The sequence below is a fragment of the Paenibacillus sp. RC84 genome, assembly GCF_041260495.1.
GTDB lineage: Bacteria > Bacillota > Bacilli > Paenibacillales > NBRC-103111 > Paenibacillus_F.
The window spans coordinates 267,473-286,916 of record NZ_JBGBYL010000010.1; the positions used below are offsets into that span (position 1 = coordinate 267,473).

Here is a 19,444-nt window from a genome sequence, read left to right on the forward strand (position 1 = left end):
CGGCAACGGCGCCGGAGGGTCAGCCCGTCCAGCGGCTTCGCTCTTTTCCCCCGCCGTCAAATAAACAGATTCACCTTCGCCTGCGAGGCATCGCCCAGGTAAGCGGCTACGCCCGCGTACTCGATCCCGTCCAGCAGCTCTTCCTTCTGCAGGCCGAGCAGATCCATGGTCATCGTACAGGCGACGAGCTTAATGCCTTGCTCCTGCGCCAGCTCGATGAGATGCGGAAGCGTCAGCGCATTGTGTTTCTTCAGCACATGCTGAATCATTTTCGGGCCCATGCCCATATAGTTCATCTTGGACAGGCCCAGCTTCTTCGGCCCTCTCGGCATCATCCGGCCGAACATCTTTTCCAGCCAGCCTTTCTTGAGCTTGACCGGCTCATCTTTGCGCAGCGCATTCAGTCCCCAGAAGGTGAAAAAGATCGTCACCTCGTGATCGTAAGCCGCCGCGCCGTTCGCTATAATAAAAGCAGCGATAGCTTTATCCATTTCCCCGCTGAACAACACAATCGTCGTTCCTTCTTTTTGCTCCTCCATCATGCTACTCCTTTATACATATACACCTATAGGTATACAAATTGTGAAAATTTTAGCCGATCCGCAGCGGACCAGCTTTCTACAATAAAATTGGCAGCCATATTTTAAACGCCGTGGCGGCAATGAGCACAATCAATGCGTACCGCAGATACTTCACGTTAATCCGGGCCGAAATCCGGGAACCGAGCGGCGCTCCGAGCAGACTGCCGATAACCGTAAAAATAACCGGAAGCAGCGGGATATGCCCCGCCCCGATTTTCCCGATCACCCCGCCGACCGCCGAAATAAACACAATGGCCAGCGAAGAAGCGATCGTGGTGCGGGTAGGAATTCTCAGCAGGGTCAACATGATCGGGATAAGAATAAACGCCCCGCCCGCGCCGACGATCCCGGACACCAGACCCACTGCCAGCGCGGAAAGTACGGCAAGCGGCTTGTTGAAGGACAAACCGCTCCCTTCCTCCCGCCGCTTGCCCCTGACCGGGATCAGCATCAGCACCACCGCGATTACCGCCAGCACGCCGTAAATCACATTAATCGTGTCGCCCGGCATATATTTCGAAGCCAGTCCGCCGATCAGGCTGCCCGCAAGTACGCCGCCGCCCATATACAGGACAAGCCCTCTATGAACGAGGGAAAGTCCGTTTTTTCCGCGTCTTTGGAACAGGACACCGGACAAGGAGGCGAAGAACACCTGGAACATCGAGATCGCGGAAACTTCCTGGGCCGTAAAAGCGGCTTCCCCGAACAGGGGAGGGACAAAAAGCAGGAGCGGATAGTTAATAATGGCTCCCCCGATTCCCAGCAGGCCCGAGAAAAAAGATCCGGCCAACCCCAGCGCCAGCATGATGACCGCTAACAAAACATCCATAATATCCTCCTTGTCTCACCTGATGCGAATGACTGCACGACATTCCGGCGGCATAAATTAAAAGGAAGAAGCCCTATACTTGTGCCGCCGATCCGGCTATAATAAACTAATACCAAGTATTTAAGTTGGAAAAAGGGGTTTTAAAAATGATTCAACAACTCAAACGTTTATTCGTTTCGGTATGTCCACATTGCGGGCAGCCCCTCCAAAGCGATGAGGCTACCGCGCACCGCGTAGTTAAAGTCTGCCCCGGCGGTCACTACACCGAAGAAACCTACGGTCATCTGGGTGTCCGTGTTGTTTATACCGATAACTGATACGGGAGTTGCGGAAAAAGCCCGGAAAACCGAGCTTTCAGGCAACCTGTGCCCGACGCTCCCGTCTTATTGTTTTCTCACGTAGAATGTGTATACGCCGTTATCTTCCTCATGCTTGATCAGCTCGTGCCCGGTCTGCTTGACCCAAGCCTGAAAATCGTTCAGCGAGCCTTTGTCCGTGGACAGAACCTGCATAATGCCTCCGGATTCCAGCGAATCCAGTGCCTTCTTGGCTTTGACGATCGGCATCGGACAAGCCATCCCCTTCGTGTCTACCGTTACGTTCACTTCCATTTGTAGTCCTCCTCTATCGTTTATCCCGTTAAGGATTGCTCTTGTAAAATATCGTATTAGTGGTCGTGCACGGCACAGCGGTTCGGGCCGATCTCCATTTCGCGCTGCTCTTCTTCCGTCGGCGTTATTTTGCCCATGTTGGTTTGCCTGATTTCCTTGTACGCGTTGGGCTGCGGAGGCAGATTCTCCGATACGGTTTTCCGGAACTCGTCTTCGTCTCCTATATTCAGCCCCGGATTGCCCGCGAACAGATCGCCCAGTCTGGCGGACACTTTTCCGCCCTCCCCCAGCTCGGCAAACCGCCCGAAGTGCGCCGGCAGCACGATCAGCTCTTCGGACAGCTTCTTGTAGCGGTCGTATAAAGTGGTGCGCAGGTCCGCTACCCAGTCCTCCGCCTTTCCGGCCAGATCGGGACGCCCGATGGAAGCGACGAACAGGATGTCTCCCGTCAGCAGGTAGCGGTCATCCACCACAAACGACGTGCTTCCGATCGTGTGGCCCGGGGAATACAACGTCTGAATCGCGATACGGGTGGAGCCGACCGGGATATCCGCGCCTTCCTCCAGCTCCGAGTAGCCGAACACCACTTCTTCCGCGTCCTTAGGCGGCAGCCAGTAAGCCGCTCCCGTTTCTGCGGCCAGCTTGCGGCCTCCGGATATATGGTCGGCATGCAGGTGCGTATCCAGCACGTGCTTGATCACCGCCTGCTTCTCCCGGGCAAAATCGGCGAACACCTCGGTCATCCGCACCGCATCAATCACCGCGGCCTCCCCGCCCGAGATCACCATGTAGGAGAGGCAGCCTTTGCCGATCCGGACGAATTGGTAGACGGCTCCTCCGTCTTTCAGATCGCCCACTTTCACGGGCTCCAGGTGCTCGCTCCACGATTTCATCCCGCCGACCAGGTACGAAACATCGGAGAAACCGGCCTCCACAAGCTGCTCGCCCACGAATTTCGACGAGCCTTCTTTGGCGCATACGACCAGCACTTGACGGTCCGTCGGGATTTTATCCGTTACGGCTTCCACCCCGTCCAGCAGCTCGAAATAAGGCACGTTCAGCACATCGACCTGCTTGCCTTCGATTTTCCAATCGGCAAAGTCGCTTTCATTGCGTACATCCACTATAAAAAGGGGCTTATTGCCCAGAACCTTCTCCGCCAGCGCGGCAGCCGTCATTCCTTTAAGCCGCCCTTCCTCTTGATTTCTCGCATTCATCCGTACAGCCTCCCTACTCCTATAAATGATTCATGGTTTTAATGATCCAACCCGTAATCGTCTGCCCAGGCAGTTCTCTAGGCGTCGAATATGCCGCCGCTCGATGCGATAATCGCTACTTTTCTGCTCATGGTAAGTTCCTCCTAAGATGTTGGATTTAAGCTCGTTAAAATTTCAGGCGGTAAAAAGCTTCCCGCCGGCCGGGTGTCAAATGCCCGCCGACTTCTCCAGCGGCCCCGTCCAAGCGGACATGCCCGGAAGCACGTTGCGGATGTGCTTAAAACCTTGGCGCTCCAGCAGATGCGCGGCCATATCGCTGCGGCTGCCCGTCCGGCAGACGATATACAGCTCCTCGTGCGCATTCAGCTCGCCGATCCGCTGCTCCAGTTCTCCCAAGGGGATGGATACCGCACCCGGTATGTGCCCGAATGCATATTCCGCGGGCTCACGTACATCGAGAACGTTCGTTAGCGGCTTCTCCCGCAGGCACTGCTCCAGCTCATTGTTGGTTACGGCATGCGGAAATTTCCGCTCTTCTTTAACCTCGGAAGGATCGGACTTGCGGATAAAATGGTGCAGCACCTCCCCTTCTTCGGTGGAGCCCAGGTACTGGTGGCCCCTCGCTTTGGCCCAGCTCCGGATATCGGCCAAAGAACCTTGGTCCGTTGCCTGAACCTCCAGCACCTGGCCGGAAGCCATCTGCTCCAGAGCCTTCTTCGTGCGTACGATCGGCATCGGGCAGGCCAGCCCTTTGGCGTCGAGTATTTGATGAATTTGAATATTCATAACGTTGAGTACCTCCCTGATGTTATTCCGCGGCGGCATACCTCCGCCGTTTTGTCTCGCCGAGTTCAATCGGGACTTTTTATTGGCGGATCGCATTTCGTTTTATACTCATACCCGTATGGGTATATTGATACTATAGCCCCTTTAGGATTTTTCGTCAATCACAGTGCCCCTGGGTAAGTTTGTAAACGAATAAAAACCGCGTCTGCCCGCTGTAGAATGGTGGTAAGGGCCGCGGAGTTTGCAAAACATGAAAAATTCATTTCAAGTGCCGTGCTAGTACATCGCGCTCCTCAGTTATAAACGACAAAGAGCGTACCAGCCGACTGAACTAAAAAAGCCTCCCGATGAACCTTTCGGTCCAAGGGGAGGCTTATGCAAGGCATTCACAGCGATGCTAAACCAGCGGGCTTAGTCCGCTTTCGTGTGGAGCGGCTTCAACCCCGCTTCAATCTGCGGGCGCTTGGATTCCAGAAACGGCGGCAGTGCCAGCGATTCGCCCAGATGACGGATATCCTCGTCGGTGTCGAAGCCGGGCCCGTCCGTCGCAAGCTCGAACAGAATCCCGTTCGGTTCGCGGAAGTACAAGGACCGGAAATAAAACCGGTCCACGAAGCCGGAATTCGGGAACCGGACCTGCCGGACCCGGTTGATCCAGGCGCGCAGCTCTTCCTCGTTATCCACTCGGAAAGCGACATGGTGTACGCCGCCGCGGCCGAGCTGTTCACGGGAGAGATCGTTCCTCGGCTCGATATGAACCTCGGCCCCGCTGCCGCCTTCGCCGGTTTCGTACACGACGATATCCGGCTGTCCCGGCACGTCGGCCGCGTAGCGGCCTTTTTCGCGGAAGCCCAAAAGCTCCGTCAGCACAATCACCGTCGGTTCCGGGTCCTGTACCGTCAATTTGACGGGACCGAGTCCGAGGATACCGTATTCGGCGGGAACCGGGCTTCTGTCCCATGGCGTTCCGCCTTCAACTCCCGTGTTGTGTTGATCCGACACCAGGATCAGGCGCTGCCCTTCGAAATCGCGGAAAGCCAGCGTCGCGCGTCCCGCTCGGTCTTGAATCTCGTCGTGATCGACGCCGAATTCGGCGAACCGTTTTTTCCACCAGCTCAATGCTTCATCGCCGGCAACACGCAGGGACGCGGCCGAAATGCTGCTGACCCCCTCGCGGTTCCGCGCCGCCATCGGAATTTCGAAGAACGTCAATTCCGTTCCCGGACTGCCCTTCTCATCTCCGTAAAACAAGTGATACACGCTGATATCGTCCTGATTGACCGTCTTCTTCACCAGACGGAGTCCCAGAACCTTCGTGTAAAATTCGAAATTTTCCGGTGCTTGCGCCGTGATGGCCGATACGTGGTGGATGCCTTTAAGTTCCATGATAATGCCCTCCCCGGTTATGTTGTCAGGATTGTTTCTGGACTTTTTTCAGCAGCTCCAGAAGCTGCTTCTTCTCTTCCCGGTCCAAAGCGCCAAATTGGGAAGCCTGAAACTGTTCCTGCTGCGGAACGGCCTCGTCAAACAAAGCTTGTCCTTCCGCCGTCAGCGAAATATATTTGGTCTTCCATTCCTGCTCGCGTCTGATCCAGCCCAGTTCCTCCATTTTACTCAGCAGCTGCGTAATATTTCCCTTGGTGACCAGAAGCTTGTCCGCCAATTCCTGCTGAGTCAGCCGCTCGTGCGAACCGACCTGAGCCAACACATCGAACTGCGCGGCCGATAAGTTCCAGGCCTTCAAATGCTGGTTGGACTGTCGGATGCTCTTATTGTACACGCGAGACAGCCGGAACCAGATCAGCACCCCGAGCTTTTCTTCCTGCTTGGAGAGGAGCGGCTCCCTCTTATTCTCTTCCATCGGCTCACCCCGCTTTCATTGATAATTATGAGTTTATTACTAAACTGACATAATGTCAACGGCTCACTGCTATCCCGCGGGCAAACTAAAAACCGTTCCGGGCCGAAACGGTTTATCAGCATTTATGAGCGGTTGCGGGAAGAGAGCAGTTGCTTGTCTTCGCCGTTTTCCAATTCCCTATTTTCGGTTTCCCTTCGGAACATGGCCATCCCCGCGGTTCTCCTAGCCGCTTTTCTCGCCGCGCTTTTGCTTCTTGGATTCCTGCTGTTCCGGGTACGGCGAGGTAACTATCACCTTCACTTGATCATCTTGCCGGGTTTTAACGGTTGGATCAAGACTTGCCGCCATACGATGAATGGCATCGAAAATTTTTCTTCCTTTCTGCTCCTGTTACCCGGCGTCGGCTTCACAACCGCCGTTTTCCGGGCGAGGAAATAGGCTCGGATTGATATACGGGCTTCTTCTGCATGATTAGAAGCGGCGGCCTTTACCGGACAGCAGAATCAAAATAACTTCGCTACAAGACCCAACCCTCGCCTGCCCGCAAAATCACTTAAAGTTCACGTTGATCACAACGCTTTTTCTTTCCTCTTCGTCCTCGTATTCTTCCTGCTGATCGGCGATTTGCTCGACACGCGCGCGGTAAGCCTGGACATCGGTAGCCATCGCTTCCGCATCCCGCTTGATTCGGTCAAGCTGGACGGGAGGACTGCTCATCCGGCGGTCGATCATTTCTTTCCGGTCATGAATTTTGTATTTCAAATCGCCGAGATCGCGGGAGTGCAGCGCTTCTTCCAAACCTTCCGACAAAATAAACGACACCGTCTCCTGAAAATCCATCCAGCAGGCATGCACGCTCTCCCTCAGACCGTTCAGTTCCTTATTGGCCGCTTCATACACCTGAAGGCGGGCATGTTTCTTTTCGGCCAGCTCGTACTGCTCCATCAGAGCGATGAGTTTTTTGCCGCCCTCGTTAAAACGCCCTTCCGCCAGCAGATTTTCCACCTCGGGAAGCTTTTGAGTAATTTCGCGGAACAAGACCGTAAATTGATCGAATTCACCGCGCATAAACGACCAGACGGATTCCGCAAAATACGCTTTTACCCGCTTTAGCTCTTCCTTAAAGGCCGATTCGGGGTAATCCATCTCACGCATGCCGCTTTTCAGAAGCCGCAGTGTCTTGGTCAGGCTTTCCCTCAGCTCTGCCAGTTCTCCCGCCGCGATGACCGAATGTTTGATCAGGCCCGTCACGTCCGAGGAAATGCGCGCGGCTTCCCGGATTCGGCCTGCATTAAGCGCCTCCAGCATCGCGGCCGAGAGCGCCTCCGCACGATCCAGACTCGCAAAGGAAGTTAAATCCGAGGAGTCCAGCCCGTGCTCGCGTATGGAGCGGTTCACGTCATCCCGGGCGCTCTCTATCTGACCTTTGAATTTCTGCTGCCGGTTATGCAGCTCAGGCAGCTCCGCAAGCAGCCGTTCGATCTCGGCGAGCTGCTCGCGTTCCGGCGCAAGATGCTCTTGCACGTCAATAAAATCGCTCATCTGCTCCCGGTCGATGATTCCGATCCGCTTTTGCAGACTGAGCAGTTCCTCTTCCAGATCATCCACCCGGTAGGCGGCCGAACGGTCCTTTGCTCTGGCCAGAAGGGACCCGATTTTTGCCTGAAGCTCCGATACGACTTTGTCGTTCTGCTTCTCCAGCTCGCAGAGCCTGTCTATGCTCCCTTTCAGACTGCCGTATACCCCTTGATACTGCCTCAACAGCACCCGGCATTCTCCCATCGTTTCTTCCATCGTTTTGATATTGCGGATAAAAGAAATCTTGATGCCCGAGATCATGCCGGTCATCTCATCCAGAATGGAAGAAACATCTTTCATTTCGGCTTCTACGGGGCGGATGCGCTTATCGGCCGAAGGCCCTTTGTACAGATCGACCAGCAGCCCGAGGCGCTCGCTCTCCCGGTACAGATCCGTAGAATAAGCCTGCGCTTCCCGGAGCAGCTTTTCCTTCCTCTTCCACTGCCGGAAAACACGAAACGATTGATAGATAACGAAAAGGATACCCGCAAAAATCCCGAGTTCCTTAAGCCCTATGTGATTCACGTTCTCATCCTTTTCGGGTGCCGCCAGAATCATACCGTCCGCCAAGAAAGGCGCGGCCGAAGTCATCCCGCCCGCTCCCCTTATCGTGCCTGACTGTACGGTATAGCCGTGCACGGCCGAAGTCCGGGAGGACTCTGCCGCAGCTTCCGGGGTCATAAACGAGGTATAGGCCATTCCGGTCAAAAGGGAGAAAGCAAGCAGATTGCGTATCCATATATTTTTCATGATAACCTCCGCAAATGTTGGATGGACCCGCTGGTTTCAAAAAAATTGGACAGGCATAAGTAAACCGGTTCGTTTCCAGATCAGGGCCCGAATGTGAGAAAAAGGCTCATTTTGTCATCTCTCTTCATTAAACCATAGGTTACAAGCACAATTGCAGTAAAAAAATTCCATAATACGAAACCTTTTTATAAAAAAATCCTCCCCTAACCAACCCTGAATTTGGGGACATCAGACCCTTCTTTCAGCAACAAAAAAAGAGATCACCGCATACGCGCAGTGATCTCCTTTTCCCGTGCTTCGTCTTTACGAATTCAAAACGAACGGACCGTTAACCGGCCGATCTGGCCGCTCTCCTGTGCAAACCAGACGGCTCCGTCAGGCCCGACGACAAGCCCGTGCGGCTCCGCCTTCTCTCTGGGGATCGCATATTCCGACAGTTCACCGGCTGTATTGATCCTGCCGATCTTGTTGCCTCCCCATTCCGTAAACCACAAATCCCCCTGCGTGCCTGCGGTAATCGCATGAGGCTTTGCCCCCGGCTCCGGAAGAGGGTATTCGGTGATCCCGCCCGTTGTCGAGATCCGCCCGATCCGGTTGCCGTTAATCTCGGCGAACCATAAGGCGCCGTCCGGGCCTGCCGTGATACCCACCGGGCCTGCCTGTCCCCTCGGGAGCGGGTATCCCGTTATCTCTCCCGCAGAAGTAATGCGTCCGATCCGGTTGCCCTGATTTTCCGTGAACCACATCGACCCATCCGAACCTCGCGCGATAAAGGAAGGAAAAGCTCCCGGCAGAGGCAGCCCGTATTCCGTTATCGTCCCGTCCGCCGTGATCCGGCCGATTTTATTTCCCGTCATTTCCGTGAACCACACGGCTCCATCCGGTCCCTCGGCAAGGCCGAACGGCCCGGAATCCGCCGCGGGCAGCGAAAATTCCGTGATTTCTCCCGTTAAGCGGATCCGCCCGACTATACCAGCTTTATACCCGCTGAACCATAACGTGCCGTCCGCTGCCGATACGATCACGGAGAGACCGGCCTCTTTGGCGGTTACCGGATATTCCGTTATCGTCCCGTCCGGCGCAATGCGGCCGATCCGGTTGCCTTTCTGCTCGGTAAACCAGATGGCCCCGTCCTTGCCGGCCGTCAAACCGTACGGACCCGAATCCTTATCCGGCAGTGCAAATTCCTCAAACGTATAAGACATATGGGAACCTCCTATATAGACGTGATAGGCGCGGCTTTTGCATAGGGTGTTTAGGTACTTCTCCTCCACTATACCGTTCCCCCGGGGTTTAAGCTTCCGCTTTTCGCGGCACTGCGTTTGCCGGAGTTCTGCCGAACCGGTAGAAATAAATACCGGCCGCCGCGAGAACGAGGACAGCAAGCCCCAAGTAAATGTTGCTGTATACGGAAGCTCCCTGGTACAGATTGAAGGGATTCCACGTCACCGTCGCCCCGTTGTCCAGGAGCTTGCTGTAAATAGCCGACGAGGACGCGATTCCGATAAAATTCATCATGGCCATAAGCCCCATTCCCACGCCGACCTGGTCTCTCGCCAGAGACCGCGAAATGGTGTTGGACAGCGCAATCTGCATGAACGTCATGCCTACGTTGCCGAAGATGAGCAGAGCCGACACGAGCGCGGGAAGAGCACCGGACAAGGAGGACAGCAGAACAAAGCTGATAAACAGCAGAAAGGACGCAAGATACACGAGAAAGGAGTTGCCCTTCTCATCCGCCAGCCTGCCTCCTCTGAGACCCATCATTGCGGATGCGGCCGCTCCCGGCACCATCATAAAGCCGATCAGGCCCGGCTCTATATGGTTCACGTGAGACATGAGCTGGGGAATCAGGAACGACAGGGAAAAACCGATGCCCACGATCAGCAGAGAGACGATCAGGCCTGTTACGTAATGTTTGTTCATAAACAGCCGGGGCTGGATAAAAGGCTCCTCCGCCTTCATAATGCGGAGAATGAAAAGTCCAAGCAGCACGACTCCGCTGATTACGGTGATCCAGCCGCCGTTCGTAATGCTGAGCAGCAGCAGGCTGACGGTTCCCGCCAGAAAAGCGCCGCCCCACGCGTCGATTTTGCCCGCCGTCCCGCGCTTATCGTCCAGCAATTTGCGGTAGAAGGGCAGCGTCACCAGCGTGAGCAGAGACAGGCAGAACAGCCAGCGCCAGTCCGCTACGCTCATAATCAGGCCTGAGAGAACCGGTCCGAGCGCGTTGCCGAGCGCCATCCCGATAGCCGAGATGCCCAGGGCTCTGCCGCGAGTCTCCGGCGGAAAAAACCGGATCGGGATAATCATCGCGGCCGCAGGGATTACCGAGGAACCCACGGCCTGAAATCCCCTTGCCAGGATAACCATCCAGTAAGCGGTGGCCGACAGGCCGATGACGGAACCGAGCGCAAAAACGATCAGGCCGAACGTAATCAGCCGTTTCAACGGATATTTATCCGCGAGCTTGCCGTAAATGACCGACCCGATGGCGTAGACCAACATGTAGATGGAAGCCACCCAGCTGACCTGGGCCGAATTCAGATGAAATTCCGCGCTGATTTGCGGCAGCACGATGTTGAAAATCGAGGCGTTCATGACCGAAATGACCAGAGTGAACGCCAGAACCCGCATAATTTTATCGCCGGTTGTTTTCTGTACAGCGGTTGACACGGCTTTCGCCTCCTCAGTATGTAAATGATATCCGAATTACGGCGGTTAACCTCATTTATCATTAAAGCTTTGTATGTTTGTACTCACTAACAGATCGGGTGAAAAAACTAGGGAGTCAGCCCCCTGACGAACACCTTTACGCTTTCCCGGATAAAATCGTCGAGCGCAACATCGGCGAACGTCCCCTCTCCCCAACCTTCCCGGTTATTCATAAACGCGCCGTAATTCATCCACATGAACGAGACCGCCTGGAGATCGGGATTGGTCGAGACCATTTTTCCCCGCTCCGCCATCTTCACGAAATAGTCCGTCAAAAACTCTCTTAAATGGCGGGGATGCTTCTGCGTCTTTTCCCGAAAACCGGGCAGGCTTCCGGATTCTCTCAGGCTGATTTGGATCATTTTGCGGTTGCGGTTCATGATTTCGTGGTAGGTCCGGCTGATCAGGAGAAGATCGGTTTCCAGTTCCCATACCAGCTTTTCCGTAAAAAGTTTCTGCATCTCCCCGGCGTAATGAAACCGGTCGAAGGCGGATTCGAGCAAATTCTGTTTGCTTCCGAAGTGCCGGAACAGCGTCATTTCACTCAGTCCCGCAGTAGCGGCGATTTCTTTGGTGGTGACGCATTTATAGCCTCTATCCGCTATGAGATCGATAGCCGCCAGCAGCAGTTTGTCGGAGCTGCTTGAGGATGAGCTGCCGCTCATGCTTTCCCCTCCTTCCGTATCTGTATGTTTCTTCCCGTTAAGGAGAACAAATGATTCGTTATGTTTGTTAGTACTCACTATCATTTCGTTCATTCTATTCCCCTTTCCAATTGTTGTCAACCGCGAAATGAGAAACGTCCTTTCCATGTTTTCCAACGCGCGCAAAACCAAGAAGCATGTTGCGGCGCAGCGCGGGGGTCGAGCGAACCTGTGACCGTCCGCCCCGATACATTCGCGCAGCGCACAAAAAAACCGCCGCATCCCTTATGATGCGGCGGTTTCTTCGGCCTGCGGCCGGACGGGCTGATTTTATCAGCCGCAAAGCTGTATGGTTCGCGGCTTCGCCCAAGCTCTACTCCGTCACGATATCGTGAATGAGGACAGGAGATTCGGCATGGTCCGAGATACGGATGTTGTCGTAAATCATAGCGATCACATCGTCCACGTTTTCACGGTTGGCGTGGATCGTTACGAGCGATTCGCCCGCTTTAACATTCTCGCCGATCTTCTTGTTCAGCATAAGGCCGACGGCCAAGTCGATCTCCGATTCCTTCGTGGCGCGTCCCGCTCCGAGCAGCATAGCCGCCGTACCGATTTCATCGGCGACGATTTCGGCTACGACACCGTCCTCGCGTGCCGGCACTTCGATCAGGAACTTCGCTTTAGGCAGCTTCTCGGGATCGTCCACGACCGACGCGTCCCCGCCTTGGTTGGCGATGAACTCCTTGAACTTCTCCAGCGCCTTGCCGTTGCGGATTACTTCTTTGAGTTTCTCTTCGGCTTCTTCCAGGGAAGCAGCTTTGTTTGCCAAGAAGACCATTTGTCTTCCCAGGGCGAGGCAGAGATCTTCCAGATCCTTCGGTCCTTGGCCGCGAAGCGTATCGATAGCTTCCCGCACTTCCAGCGCGTTACCGATGGCGGCGCCGAGCGGCTGGCTCATATCGGAAATAACGGCCATCGTCTTGCGGCCTACGTTGTTTCCGATGCTGACCATGGCATGCGCCAGTTCTTTCGCGTCCTCGGGAGTTTTCATAAACGCGCCTGCGCCCGTTTTGACATCGAGTACGATAGCGTCCGAGCCTGCGGCGATTTTCTTGCTCATGATGGAACTGGCAATGAGCGCGATGGAATCTACGGTCGCCGTCACGTCGCGAAGAGCGTACAGCTTCTTGTCGGCAGGCGTCAAGTTGCCGGTCTGCCCGATCACGGCGATTTTGTGTTCGTTCACCAGGCTCACGAACTCGTCCTTGGAGATCTCCACGTGGAAGCCTTCGATAGCTTCCAGCTTGTCGATCGTACCGCCGGTGTGGCCCAGACCGCGTCCGGACATTTTCGCAACGGGAATATCCAAAGCCGCTACGAGCGGAGCCAGCACCAGGGTCGTCGTGTCGCCCACTCCGCCCGTGGAGTGCTTGTCTACCTTGACGCCTTCGATCGCGGACAAGTCAATCGTTTCGCCGGAGTTGACGATTGCCATCGTCAGATCGGCCCGCTCGCGCGCCGTCATGTCCTTGAAGTAGATCGCCATCGCCAGTGCGCTGACCTGATAGTCGGGAATATCCCCTTTCGTGTAACCTTCGATAATAAAGTTGATTTCTTCCGTCGTCAGTTCCTTGCCGTCACGCTTCTTCGCAATCAAATCGACCATTCTCATCGTCTTTTCTCCTCGCTTTACCAGTAAGTACTCTTAACTAATTCCTATTCACGGGGCACCAGATCTAAACCTGTGTCCCGTTTATCCGTCATCCGTCTGTCTTCATGTCTTCAGTATCGTCCTACAGCGAAATCGCCGTATCCAAAGCCACTTCCATCATCTCGTTGAAGGTCGTCTGCCGCTCTTCCGACGACGTTTCCTCGCCAGTCAGAAGGTGATCGCTCACGGTCAGAATCGTCAGAGCGTTCACGCCGAATTTGGCCGCCAGCGTGTAAAGGGCGGTCGTCTCCATCTCAACGCCGAGCACGCCGTAATCCATCAGCTTCTGCACGACCGTCTTGTCGTCACGGTAGAAGATGTCGGAGCTGAAAATGTTGCCGACATGAAGCTTAAGTCCCTTCTCCACACCGCGCTCGTAAGCGGCCTTAAGGAGCGGGAAGCTCGCGATCGGGGAGTAGTCGAAGCCGCCGAACACATGGCGGTTCGCGCTCGAATCCGTGCAGGACGCCTGGGCCAGGATCACATCGCGGACCCGGACATGCTCCTGCATGGCTCCGCACGTGCCGACGCGGAACAGGTTTTTGACGCCGTACTGGCTGACCAGCTCGTTAACGTAAATACTGATCGAAGGGATCCCCATGCCCGATCCCTGCACCGAAACCCGCTTGCCCTGATACGTGCCCGTGAAGCCCAGCATGCCGCGGACTTCGTTGTAGCAGATTACGTCGGACAAGTAAGTTTCCGCGATATACTTCGCTCTCAGCGGGTCGCCGGGCAGCAGGATCGTTTCGGCGATGTCGCCCGGTTTTGCACCAATATGAACGCTCATGAACGTATACCTCCGTTATAAATAAGGATAGAAGGAACGGTTTATCGTCCCGGTTTATTTCAAGTCCGCCAGGAAGCTTGTGCCGTGGGCGGGCAGCGTGACGCCGAAGTTGTCCGCTACGGTAGCGCCGATATCGGCGAACGTGCGGCGCAGCGGCAGCTCTTTGCCGCCATCCGCAAAACGCGGCGAGTAAACGAGCAGCGGCACGTATTCGCGCGTATGGTCCGTTCCGCGGTAGGTCGGATCGTTGCCGTGGTCGGCCGTGACGATCAGCAGATCCTCGTCCGTCAATTTGGCGAACACTTCCGGCAGGCGGGCGTCGTATTCCTCCAGCGCCTGTCCGTATCCTTGCGGATCACGCCGGTGGCCGAAGAGAGCGTCGAAATCGACGAGGTTCAAGAAGCTGAGTCCGGTGAAGGACTCGCCAAGCGTGTCCACCAGCTTGTCCATGCCGTCCATGTTGGAAACGGTCCGGACCGCTTTCGTAACGCCTTCGCCATCGTAGATGTCGGAGATTTTGCCGAGCGCGATCACGTCGAAGCCTTTGTCTTTCAGCTCGTTCATCGTAGTGCGCCCGAAAGGCTTCAAGGCGTAATCGTGACGGTTGGCCGTCCGTTTGAAGCTGCCGGCTTCGCCGACGAACGGGCGAGCGATGATGCGGCCCAGCATATACGGATCTTCCAGCGTAATTTCGCGGCAGAACTCGCAAATTTCGTAAAGCTCCTTCAGCGGCACCACGTCTTCGTGGGCGGCAATCTGCAGCACGGAGTCCGCGGACGTGTAAATGATAAGCGCTCCGGTTTTCACGTGCTCCTCACCGAGCTCGTCGATGATTTCGGTGCCGCTGGCCGGCTTGTTGCCGATCACCTTGCGGCCGGTTTTCTCTTCGATGCGCCCGATCAGCTCAGCCGGGAAGCCGTCCGGGAACACGCGGAAAGGCGTTTCGATGTTCAGGCCCATGATCTCCCAGTGCCCGGTCATCGTATCTTTCCCGTTCGACGCTTCCTGCATCTTCGTGTAGTAAGCCAGCGGCTTGTCCGCCGCAGGCACGCCTTCGATAGGACGGATGTTGGAGAGGCCCAGCTTAGCCATGTTCGGCATGTTGAGGCCGCCTCTCTCCCGTGCGATATGTCCGAGGGTATCGACATCGAAGTCGTCGAATTTAGCGGCGTCCGGCGCTTCGCCGATACCGACCGAGTCCAGTACAATCAGGTGAATCCGTTTAAACGTAGTCATGTTTCTCGCTTCCTTTCCTATTCAGCTTACAGGAACAGCCCCGCAATCGTAGCCGACAGGACGCTGACCAATGTAGCTCCATACAGTAATTTTAAACCAAAACGGGCCACAACGTTGCCCTGCTTTTCGTGAAGCCCTTTAACCGCACCGGCGATGATCCCGATGGAAGAGAAGTTCGCGAAGGAAACGAGGAACACCGATACGATTCCGACGGTCCGCGGAGACATAGTCGTATGTTTGGCAAGGTCGAGCATGGCGACGAACTCGTTGGATACCATCTTGGTTGCCATAATGCTTCCGGCTTCGACCGCTTCGGCCCAAGGCACGCCCATTACAAACGCGAACGGAGCGAAAATATACCCGAGCAAAGACTGGAACGAAATGCCGAAAATGCCGTTGAAAACACCGTTGATCAAGGCGATCAGGGCCACGAAACCGATCAGCATGGCCGCCACGATAATGGCGACTTTAAAACCGTCGAGAATATATTCTCCCAGCATTTCGAAGAAAGACTGCTTTTCTTCTTCCTGCACTTCAAGAATATCTTCTTCCTTCGTAACCACGTAAGGGTTAAGAATCGACGAGATAATAAATCCGCCGAACAGGTTCAGCACCAGCGCCGTTACGACAAACTTCGGCTCGATCATCTGCATGTAAGCTCCGACGATGGACATCGAAACCGTGGACATGGCCGAAGCGCAAAGCGTGTACAGGCGGTGTTTCGGCAGCAGGCCGATTTGCTTCTTCACCGAAATGAATACTTCCGATTGACCCAGTATAGCAGATGCCACGGCATTATAAGATTCAAGCTTACCCATGCCGTTGACCTTGCTGAGCACCAGACCGATGTATTTGACGATAAACGGCAAAATTTTAGTATACTGCAAAATCCCGATCAATGCGGAAATGAATACGATAGGAAGCAGCACGTTCAGGAAGAACGGAGACGTCTTGTCGTTCGCTATGCCGCCGAACACAAAATTGATCCCTTCGGACGCGTACGCGAGAAGCGATTCGAATACACTCGCGAAACCGCGGATCAGAAATTCGCCCACGCTTGTATTCAGAAGGGCGAAAGCCAGGACCACCTGCAGGGCGATCATGACGAACAGCGGACGGTACCGGATTTTGTGACGATTGTTGCTGGCGGCGTAAGTAAGCCCGAACACGACAAGCACGCCCAGAATAGCAACTAAATATTTCATGTTAGTGGTTCCCCCAATGGTTGCTCAGCATTAGCAGATTTGATTGCAGGTACAGCTCTCTGAACCTGAAAAACTATTAAGCGCTTACAATCAGTTTACAAAAAGAAGTTTCATATTGATTTTTACTTTTTTTCCATGTCATCGGCTTGAAAAGCTCCCGGGAGCAGCCGGTCGATCGTCCATTCTTCGGTATTGCCGTGAAGATTGGTCAAGTAAATCTTCGTATTCCGGTCGCTGAATTCGGCGATAACCTGTCTGCAGGCGCCGCATGGCGATACCGGTCCTTCCGTGTCCGCCACGATGGCGATAGCTTCGAGCTTGTGCCCGCCTTCGCCTTCCGAAACGGCTTTAAAAATAGCTGTTCGCTCCGCGCAGTTGGTTAAACCGTAGGATGCATTCTCAACGTTGCATCCCCGGTAAACCTTCCCGCCCGTGAGCACGGCCGCTCCGACCTGGAAGCCCGAATAAGGCACATAGGCCTGCTTGCGGGCTTCGATTGCTTCTTGAATCAGCTGGTCTTTCATGGATCCGTCCTCCTCAAAGGTCAGGGTTTAGTAGGAAGAAGTGGACTGGCCGCCTTCCATGATTTTAACGCCCGAGCTAGCTCCGATGCGGGTTGCCCCGGCTTCGATCATGCCGTTCATGTCCTCGAGGCTGCGTACGCCGCCCGATGCTTTGACGCCAACGTCGGGACCGACGGTTTTGCGCATCAGCGCTACATCCGCAGGTGTCGCTCCGCCGGTCGAGAACCCGGTGGACGTCTTCACGAAGTCCGCTCCCGCTTTAACCGCCAGCTCGCTTGCGCGCACTTTTTCTTCGTCCGAAAGAAGGCTTGTTTCGATGATGACTTTCACCAGTGCCTTGCCCGCGGCCGCGTCGACAACGGATTTAATGTCGCTTTCCACCAGCGTATCGTCCCCTGCTTTCAGGGCGCCGATGTTGATGACCATATCGATTTCCCCGGCACCGTTTGCGATCGCATCCTTCGTTTCAAACGCTTTCACGGCAGACGTCGTGGCGCCCAGAGGGAATCCGATGACGGTGCAAACTTTCACGGGCGATCCCGAGAGCTGTTCGGCCGCATAGGCAACCCAGGTCGGATTTACACAGACGGACGCGAATTCGTACTTTTTCGCCTCTTCCGTCAGCTTGGTGATTTCAGCCTTTGTCGCGTCTGCGCGAAGCAGCGTGTGATCGATCATTCCGGCTATGCTCATGTGTTTACACTCCTTGATTATGAGTTATCATGCCCTTTAAAAAGACAATGTGTTTAGGAATTTCATGCCTTCATGATAGCACACGTATGAACATATGTAAAACACATCATAAAATTATGTTCATGTCATTTTTGTGTCTTTAGGCTTCTTACGCTCTTTTTCCCGGGCATAAAAAAGAGCCCCTTACAGTCTTCTTCACCAAGAAGGCCGTAAACGACTCTAGTATGCTTCTTTTCGGTGCGTTTTACTAAGGATGCCTGAAATTTCAGGTCTGATCGTTCTTTATGTAAGTTTTGACTTCCGGAGCCTTGTAGGAAGCAAACTGTTCAAGCAGCTTGGCCGGGTCTTCGTTCACCAGCACCATCGAGCGGTACTTATCCTGCATAAACTGCTCCTGATTCATCCGGTCGAAGAGGGCGACGAGGGGATCGTAATAATGATTGAGATTGACAAGCCCGAACGGCTTCCGGTGAAGACCGAGCTGCCCCCATGTGTAAATTTCCACAAATTCCTCCAGCGTACCCGGTCCTCCCGGAAGAGCCATAAATCCGTCCGCAAGCTCCGCCATCTTCGCTTTACGCTCATGCATGGACTCGACGACGATCAGTTCGGTCAGGCCGTGATGGGAAATTTCCCGGTTCTCGAGCATTTTCGGGATAACCCCGATAACCTCGCCTCCGGCTTCCAGAACCGCATCGGCCACAGCTCCCATCAGTCCGACACTGGCGCCTCCGTATACGAGTGTGAGGCCCCGCTCCGCAAGCTCGCGTCCAAGCCTTGCGGCCCCTTCCCTGTAGACTTCAGATGCTCCGTTGCTTGATCCGCAGAAAACCGCTATGCGTTTCATTGTCTGATCTCCTCCATCCTTTTTGTACAAAATCTTCCTTCATTATAGTGGAAAGCGGGGCCGAGGAAAACCGGACGGCACAGCCGATCAAGGTCTATATCCTTCTTTTGCTTCCAGATTCTCGCACATTCAAGGTCTTAGCGAATTTTTGCTGTCCTATTTCACTCCTATTATCAAGCACCGGACGGAAGTTTATAATGTTAAGAGAAGGAGGTGCGGTTAACGGATGAACGAGGACGCTATTTTCAAATCCGTCTACGAGACGATTTTAAGCAGAGATACCCGTCACGACGGGCAGTATTATGTGGGCATTACGTCTACGGGCATTTTTTGCAGGCCATCCTGCCGGTCCCGGACTCCCAAGCCCGAAAATGTGAGGGTGTACGATAGCATCGAAGGAGCTCTGACAGCCGGGTTCCGCCCCTGTAAAAGGTGCAAGCCCGAGAATCCGAGTCCCCACGGACCCGATGCGGAGCTGGCGGAAACCGTACTCGGCCTGATCCGCACCCGCTATGGCGAAAATCTGACGCTGCACGGGCTTGCGTCCGAGCTGAACATGAGCCCTTATCATCTGCAGCGGACGTTCAAACGGACGACCGGGATCAGTCCCTCGCGCCAGCTTCTTCTTACCCGCATGGAGGAAGCGAAGCACAGGCTTGCACGGAGTGAACAGCCTATCGGCGAAATCGCCGCGGCAGTCGGGTTCCGCAGCGCTTCTCATTTCTCCGCCGTTTTTCATAAAACTGCCGGCTGTACGCCGAATGAATTTAGAGAACAGAATGCCCGAAACTCTTGAGTGAGTACCGAAGCCAAAGTAAAACCAATTCAATTCAATTCAAACCGAGACAAGCAGGAGGCAACTA

At 54.7% G+C, this 19,444-nt stretch carries 20 protein-coding genes; 2 read left to right on the forward strand and 18 right to left on the reverse strand.

All coding sequences use genetic code 11. The features are described from left to right. Window positions 1–56: 56 nt before the first annotated feature. The gene (locus ABH899_RS22730; protein WP_370000788.1) at window positions 57–539 is read right to left on the reverse strand and encodes a DsrE/DsrF/DrsH-like family protein; all 483 of its coding nucleotides are present in this window, start codon (window positions 537–539) and stop codon (window positions 57–59) included. Window positions 540–618: 79 nt separating this feature from the next. Beyond that, on the reverse strand, window positions 619–1,410 hold the full coding sequence (locus tag ABH899_RS22735; protein ID WP_370000790.1) for a sulfite exporter TauE/SafE family protein: 792 nt from the start codon (window positions 1,408–1,410) through the stop codon (window positions 619–621). Between the two features lie 146 nt (window positions 1,411–1,556). Here ABH899_RS22735 and ABH899_RS22740 point away from each other — a divergent pair, with 146 nt between their 5' ends. Continuing rightward, on the forward strand, window positions 1,557–1,727 hold the full coding sequence (locus ABH899_RS22740; RefSeq protein ID WP_370000792.1) for a hypothetical protein: 171 nt from the start codon (window positions 1,557–1,559) through the stop codon (window positions 1,725–1,727). 66 nt (window positions 1,728–1,793) lie between these two features. Here ABH899_RS22740 and ABH899_RS22745 read toward each other — a convergent pair whose 3' ends face one another. The 16 genes from ABH899_RS22745 to ABH899_RS22820 all read right to left on the reverse strand — a co-directional run bounded on the left by ABH899_RS22745 (window position 1,794) and on the right by ABH899_RS22820 (window position 18,581). Beyond that, entirely contained in the window at window positions 1,794–2,021 is a 228-nt protein-coding gene (locus ABH899_RS22745; protein WP_370000794.1) for a sulfurtransferase TusA family protein, read from the reverse strand. 56 nt (window positions 2,022–2,077) lie between these two features. After that, entirely contained in the window at window positions 2,078–3,199 is a 1,122-nt protein-coding gene (locus tag ABH899_RS22750; protein WP_370000885.1) for an MBL fold metallo-hydrolase, read from the reverse strand. A 246-nt stretch (window positions 3,200–3,445) separates the two neighbouring features. Continuing rightward, on the reverse strand, window positions 3,446–4,024 hold the full coding sequence (locus ABH899_RS22755; protein ID WP_370000796.1) for a sulfurtransferase TusA family protein: 579 nt from the start codon (window positions 4,022–4,024) through the stop codon (window positions 3,446–3,448). 411 nt (window positions 4,025–4,435) lie between these two features. Beyond that, window positions 4,436–5,410 (reverse strand): ring-cleaving dioxygenase, encoded by a 975-nt coding sequence (locus ABH899_RS22760; RefSeq protein ID WP_370000798.1) that lies wholly within the window; start codon window positions 5,408–5,410, stop codon window positions 4,436–4,438. 25 nt (window positions 5,411–5,435) lie between these two features. Next, entirely contained in the window at window positions 5,436–5,885 is a 450-nt protein-coding gene (locus ABH899_RS22765) for a MarR family winged helix-turn-helix transcriptional regulator (protein ID WP_370000800.1), read from the reverse strand. Window positions 5,886–6,434: 549 nt separating this feature from the next. Further along, the gene (locus tag ABH899_RS22770) at window positions 6,435–8,213 is read right to left on the reverse strand and encodes a hypothetical protein (RefSeq protein ID WP_370000802.1); all 1,779 of its coding nucleotides are present in this window, start codon (window positions 8,211–8,213) and stop codon (window positions 6,435–6,437) included. Between the two features lie 311 nt (window positions 8,214–8,524). Next, the gene (locus ABH899_RS22775) at window positions 8,525–9,418 is read right to left on the reverse strand and encodes a Vgb family protein (protein ID WP_370000804.1); all 894 of its coding nucleotides are present in this window, start codon (window positions 9,416–9,418) and stop codon (window positions 8,525–8,527) included. An 88-nt stretch (window positions 9,419–9,506) separates the two neighbouring features. Next, the gene (locus ABH899_RS22780; RefSeq protein ID WP_370000806.1) at window positions 9,507–10,889 is read right to left on the reverse strand and encodes an MFS transporter; all 1,383 of its coding nucleotides are present in this window, start codon (window positions 10,887–10,889) and stop codon (window positions 9,507–9,509) included. A 107-nt stretch (window positions 10,890–10,996) separates the two neighbouring features. Then, window positions 10,997–11,593 (reverse strand): TetR/AcrR family transcriptional regulator, encoded by a 597-nt coding sequence (locus ABH899_RS22785; protein WP_370000808.1) that lies wholly within the window; start codon window positions 11,591–11,593, stop codon window positions 10,997–10,999. 352 nt (window positions 11,594–11,945) lie between these two features. Further along, window positions 11,946–13,247 carry a pyrimidine-nucleoside phosphorylase gene (locus tag ABH899_RS22790; RefSeq protein ID WP_370000810.1) on the reverse strand — a complete coding sequence of 434 codons (1,302 nt, stop codon included), beginning with the start codon at window positions 13,245–13,247 and terminating at the stop codon, window positions 11,946–11,948. A gap of 121 nt (window positions 13,248–13,368) precedes the next feature. Beyond that, window positions 13,369–14,076, reverse strand: coding sequence for a purine-nucleoside phosphorylase (gene deoD, locus ABH899_RS22795; RefSeq protein ID WP_218231197.1), 708 nt, complete (start codon window positions 14,074–14,076; stop codon window positions 13,369–13,371). Between the two features lie 54 nt (window positions 14,077–14,130). After that, entirely contained in the window at window positions 14,131–15,312 is a 1,182-nt protein-coding gene (deoB, locus tag ABH899_RS22800) for a phosphopentomutase (protein ID WP_370000812.1), read from the reverse strand. Window positions 15,313–15,338: 26 nt separating this feature from the next. Next, on the reverse strand, window positions 15,339–16,517 hold the full coding sequence (locus ABH899_RS22805; RefSeq protein ID WP_370000814.1) for a NupC/NupG family nucleoside CNT transporter: 1,179 nt from the start codon (window positions 16,515–16,517) through the stop codon (window positions 15,339–15,341). Window positions 16,518–16,639: 122 nt separating this feature from the next. After that, the gene (locus ABH899_RS22810; protein WP_009674813.1) at window positions 16,640–17,041 is read right to left on the reverse strand and encodes a cytidine deaminase; all 402 of its coding nucleotides are present in this window, start codon (window positions 17,039–17,041) and stop codon (window positions 16,640–16,642) included. 27 nt (window positions 17,042–17,068) lie between these two features. Beyond that, complete coding sequence (gene deoC / locus ABH899_RS22815; RefSeq protein ID WP_370000816.1) at window positions 17,069–17,734, reverse strand: deoxyribose-phosphate aldolase; 666 nt, start codon at window positions 17,732–17,734, stop codon at window positions 17,069–17,071. 265 nt (window positions 17,735–17,999) lie between these two features. After that, entirely contained in the window at window positions 18,000–18,581 is a 582-nt protein-coding gene (locus tag ABH899_RS22820; protein ID WP_009674810.1) for an LOG family protein, read from the reverse strand. 226 nt (window positions 18,582–18,807) lie between these two features. Here ABH899_RS22820 and ABH899_RS22825 point away from each other — a divergent pair, with 226 nt between their 5' ends. Then, window positions 18,808–19,377: a bifunctional transcriptional activator/DNA repair enzyme AdaA gene (locus tag ABH899_RS22825; protein WP_370000818.1), complete on the forward strand. Its 570-nt coding sequence runs from the start codon at window positions 18,808–18,810 to the stop codon at window positions 19,375–19,377. The last annotated feature ends 67 nt before the right edge of the window (window positions 19,378–19,444 follow it).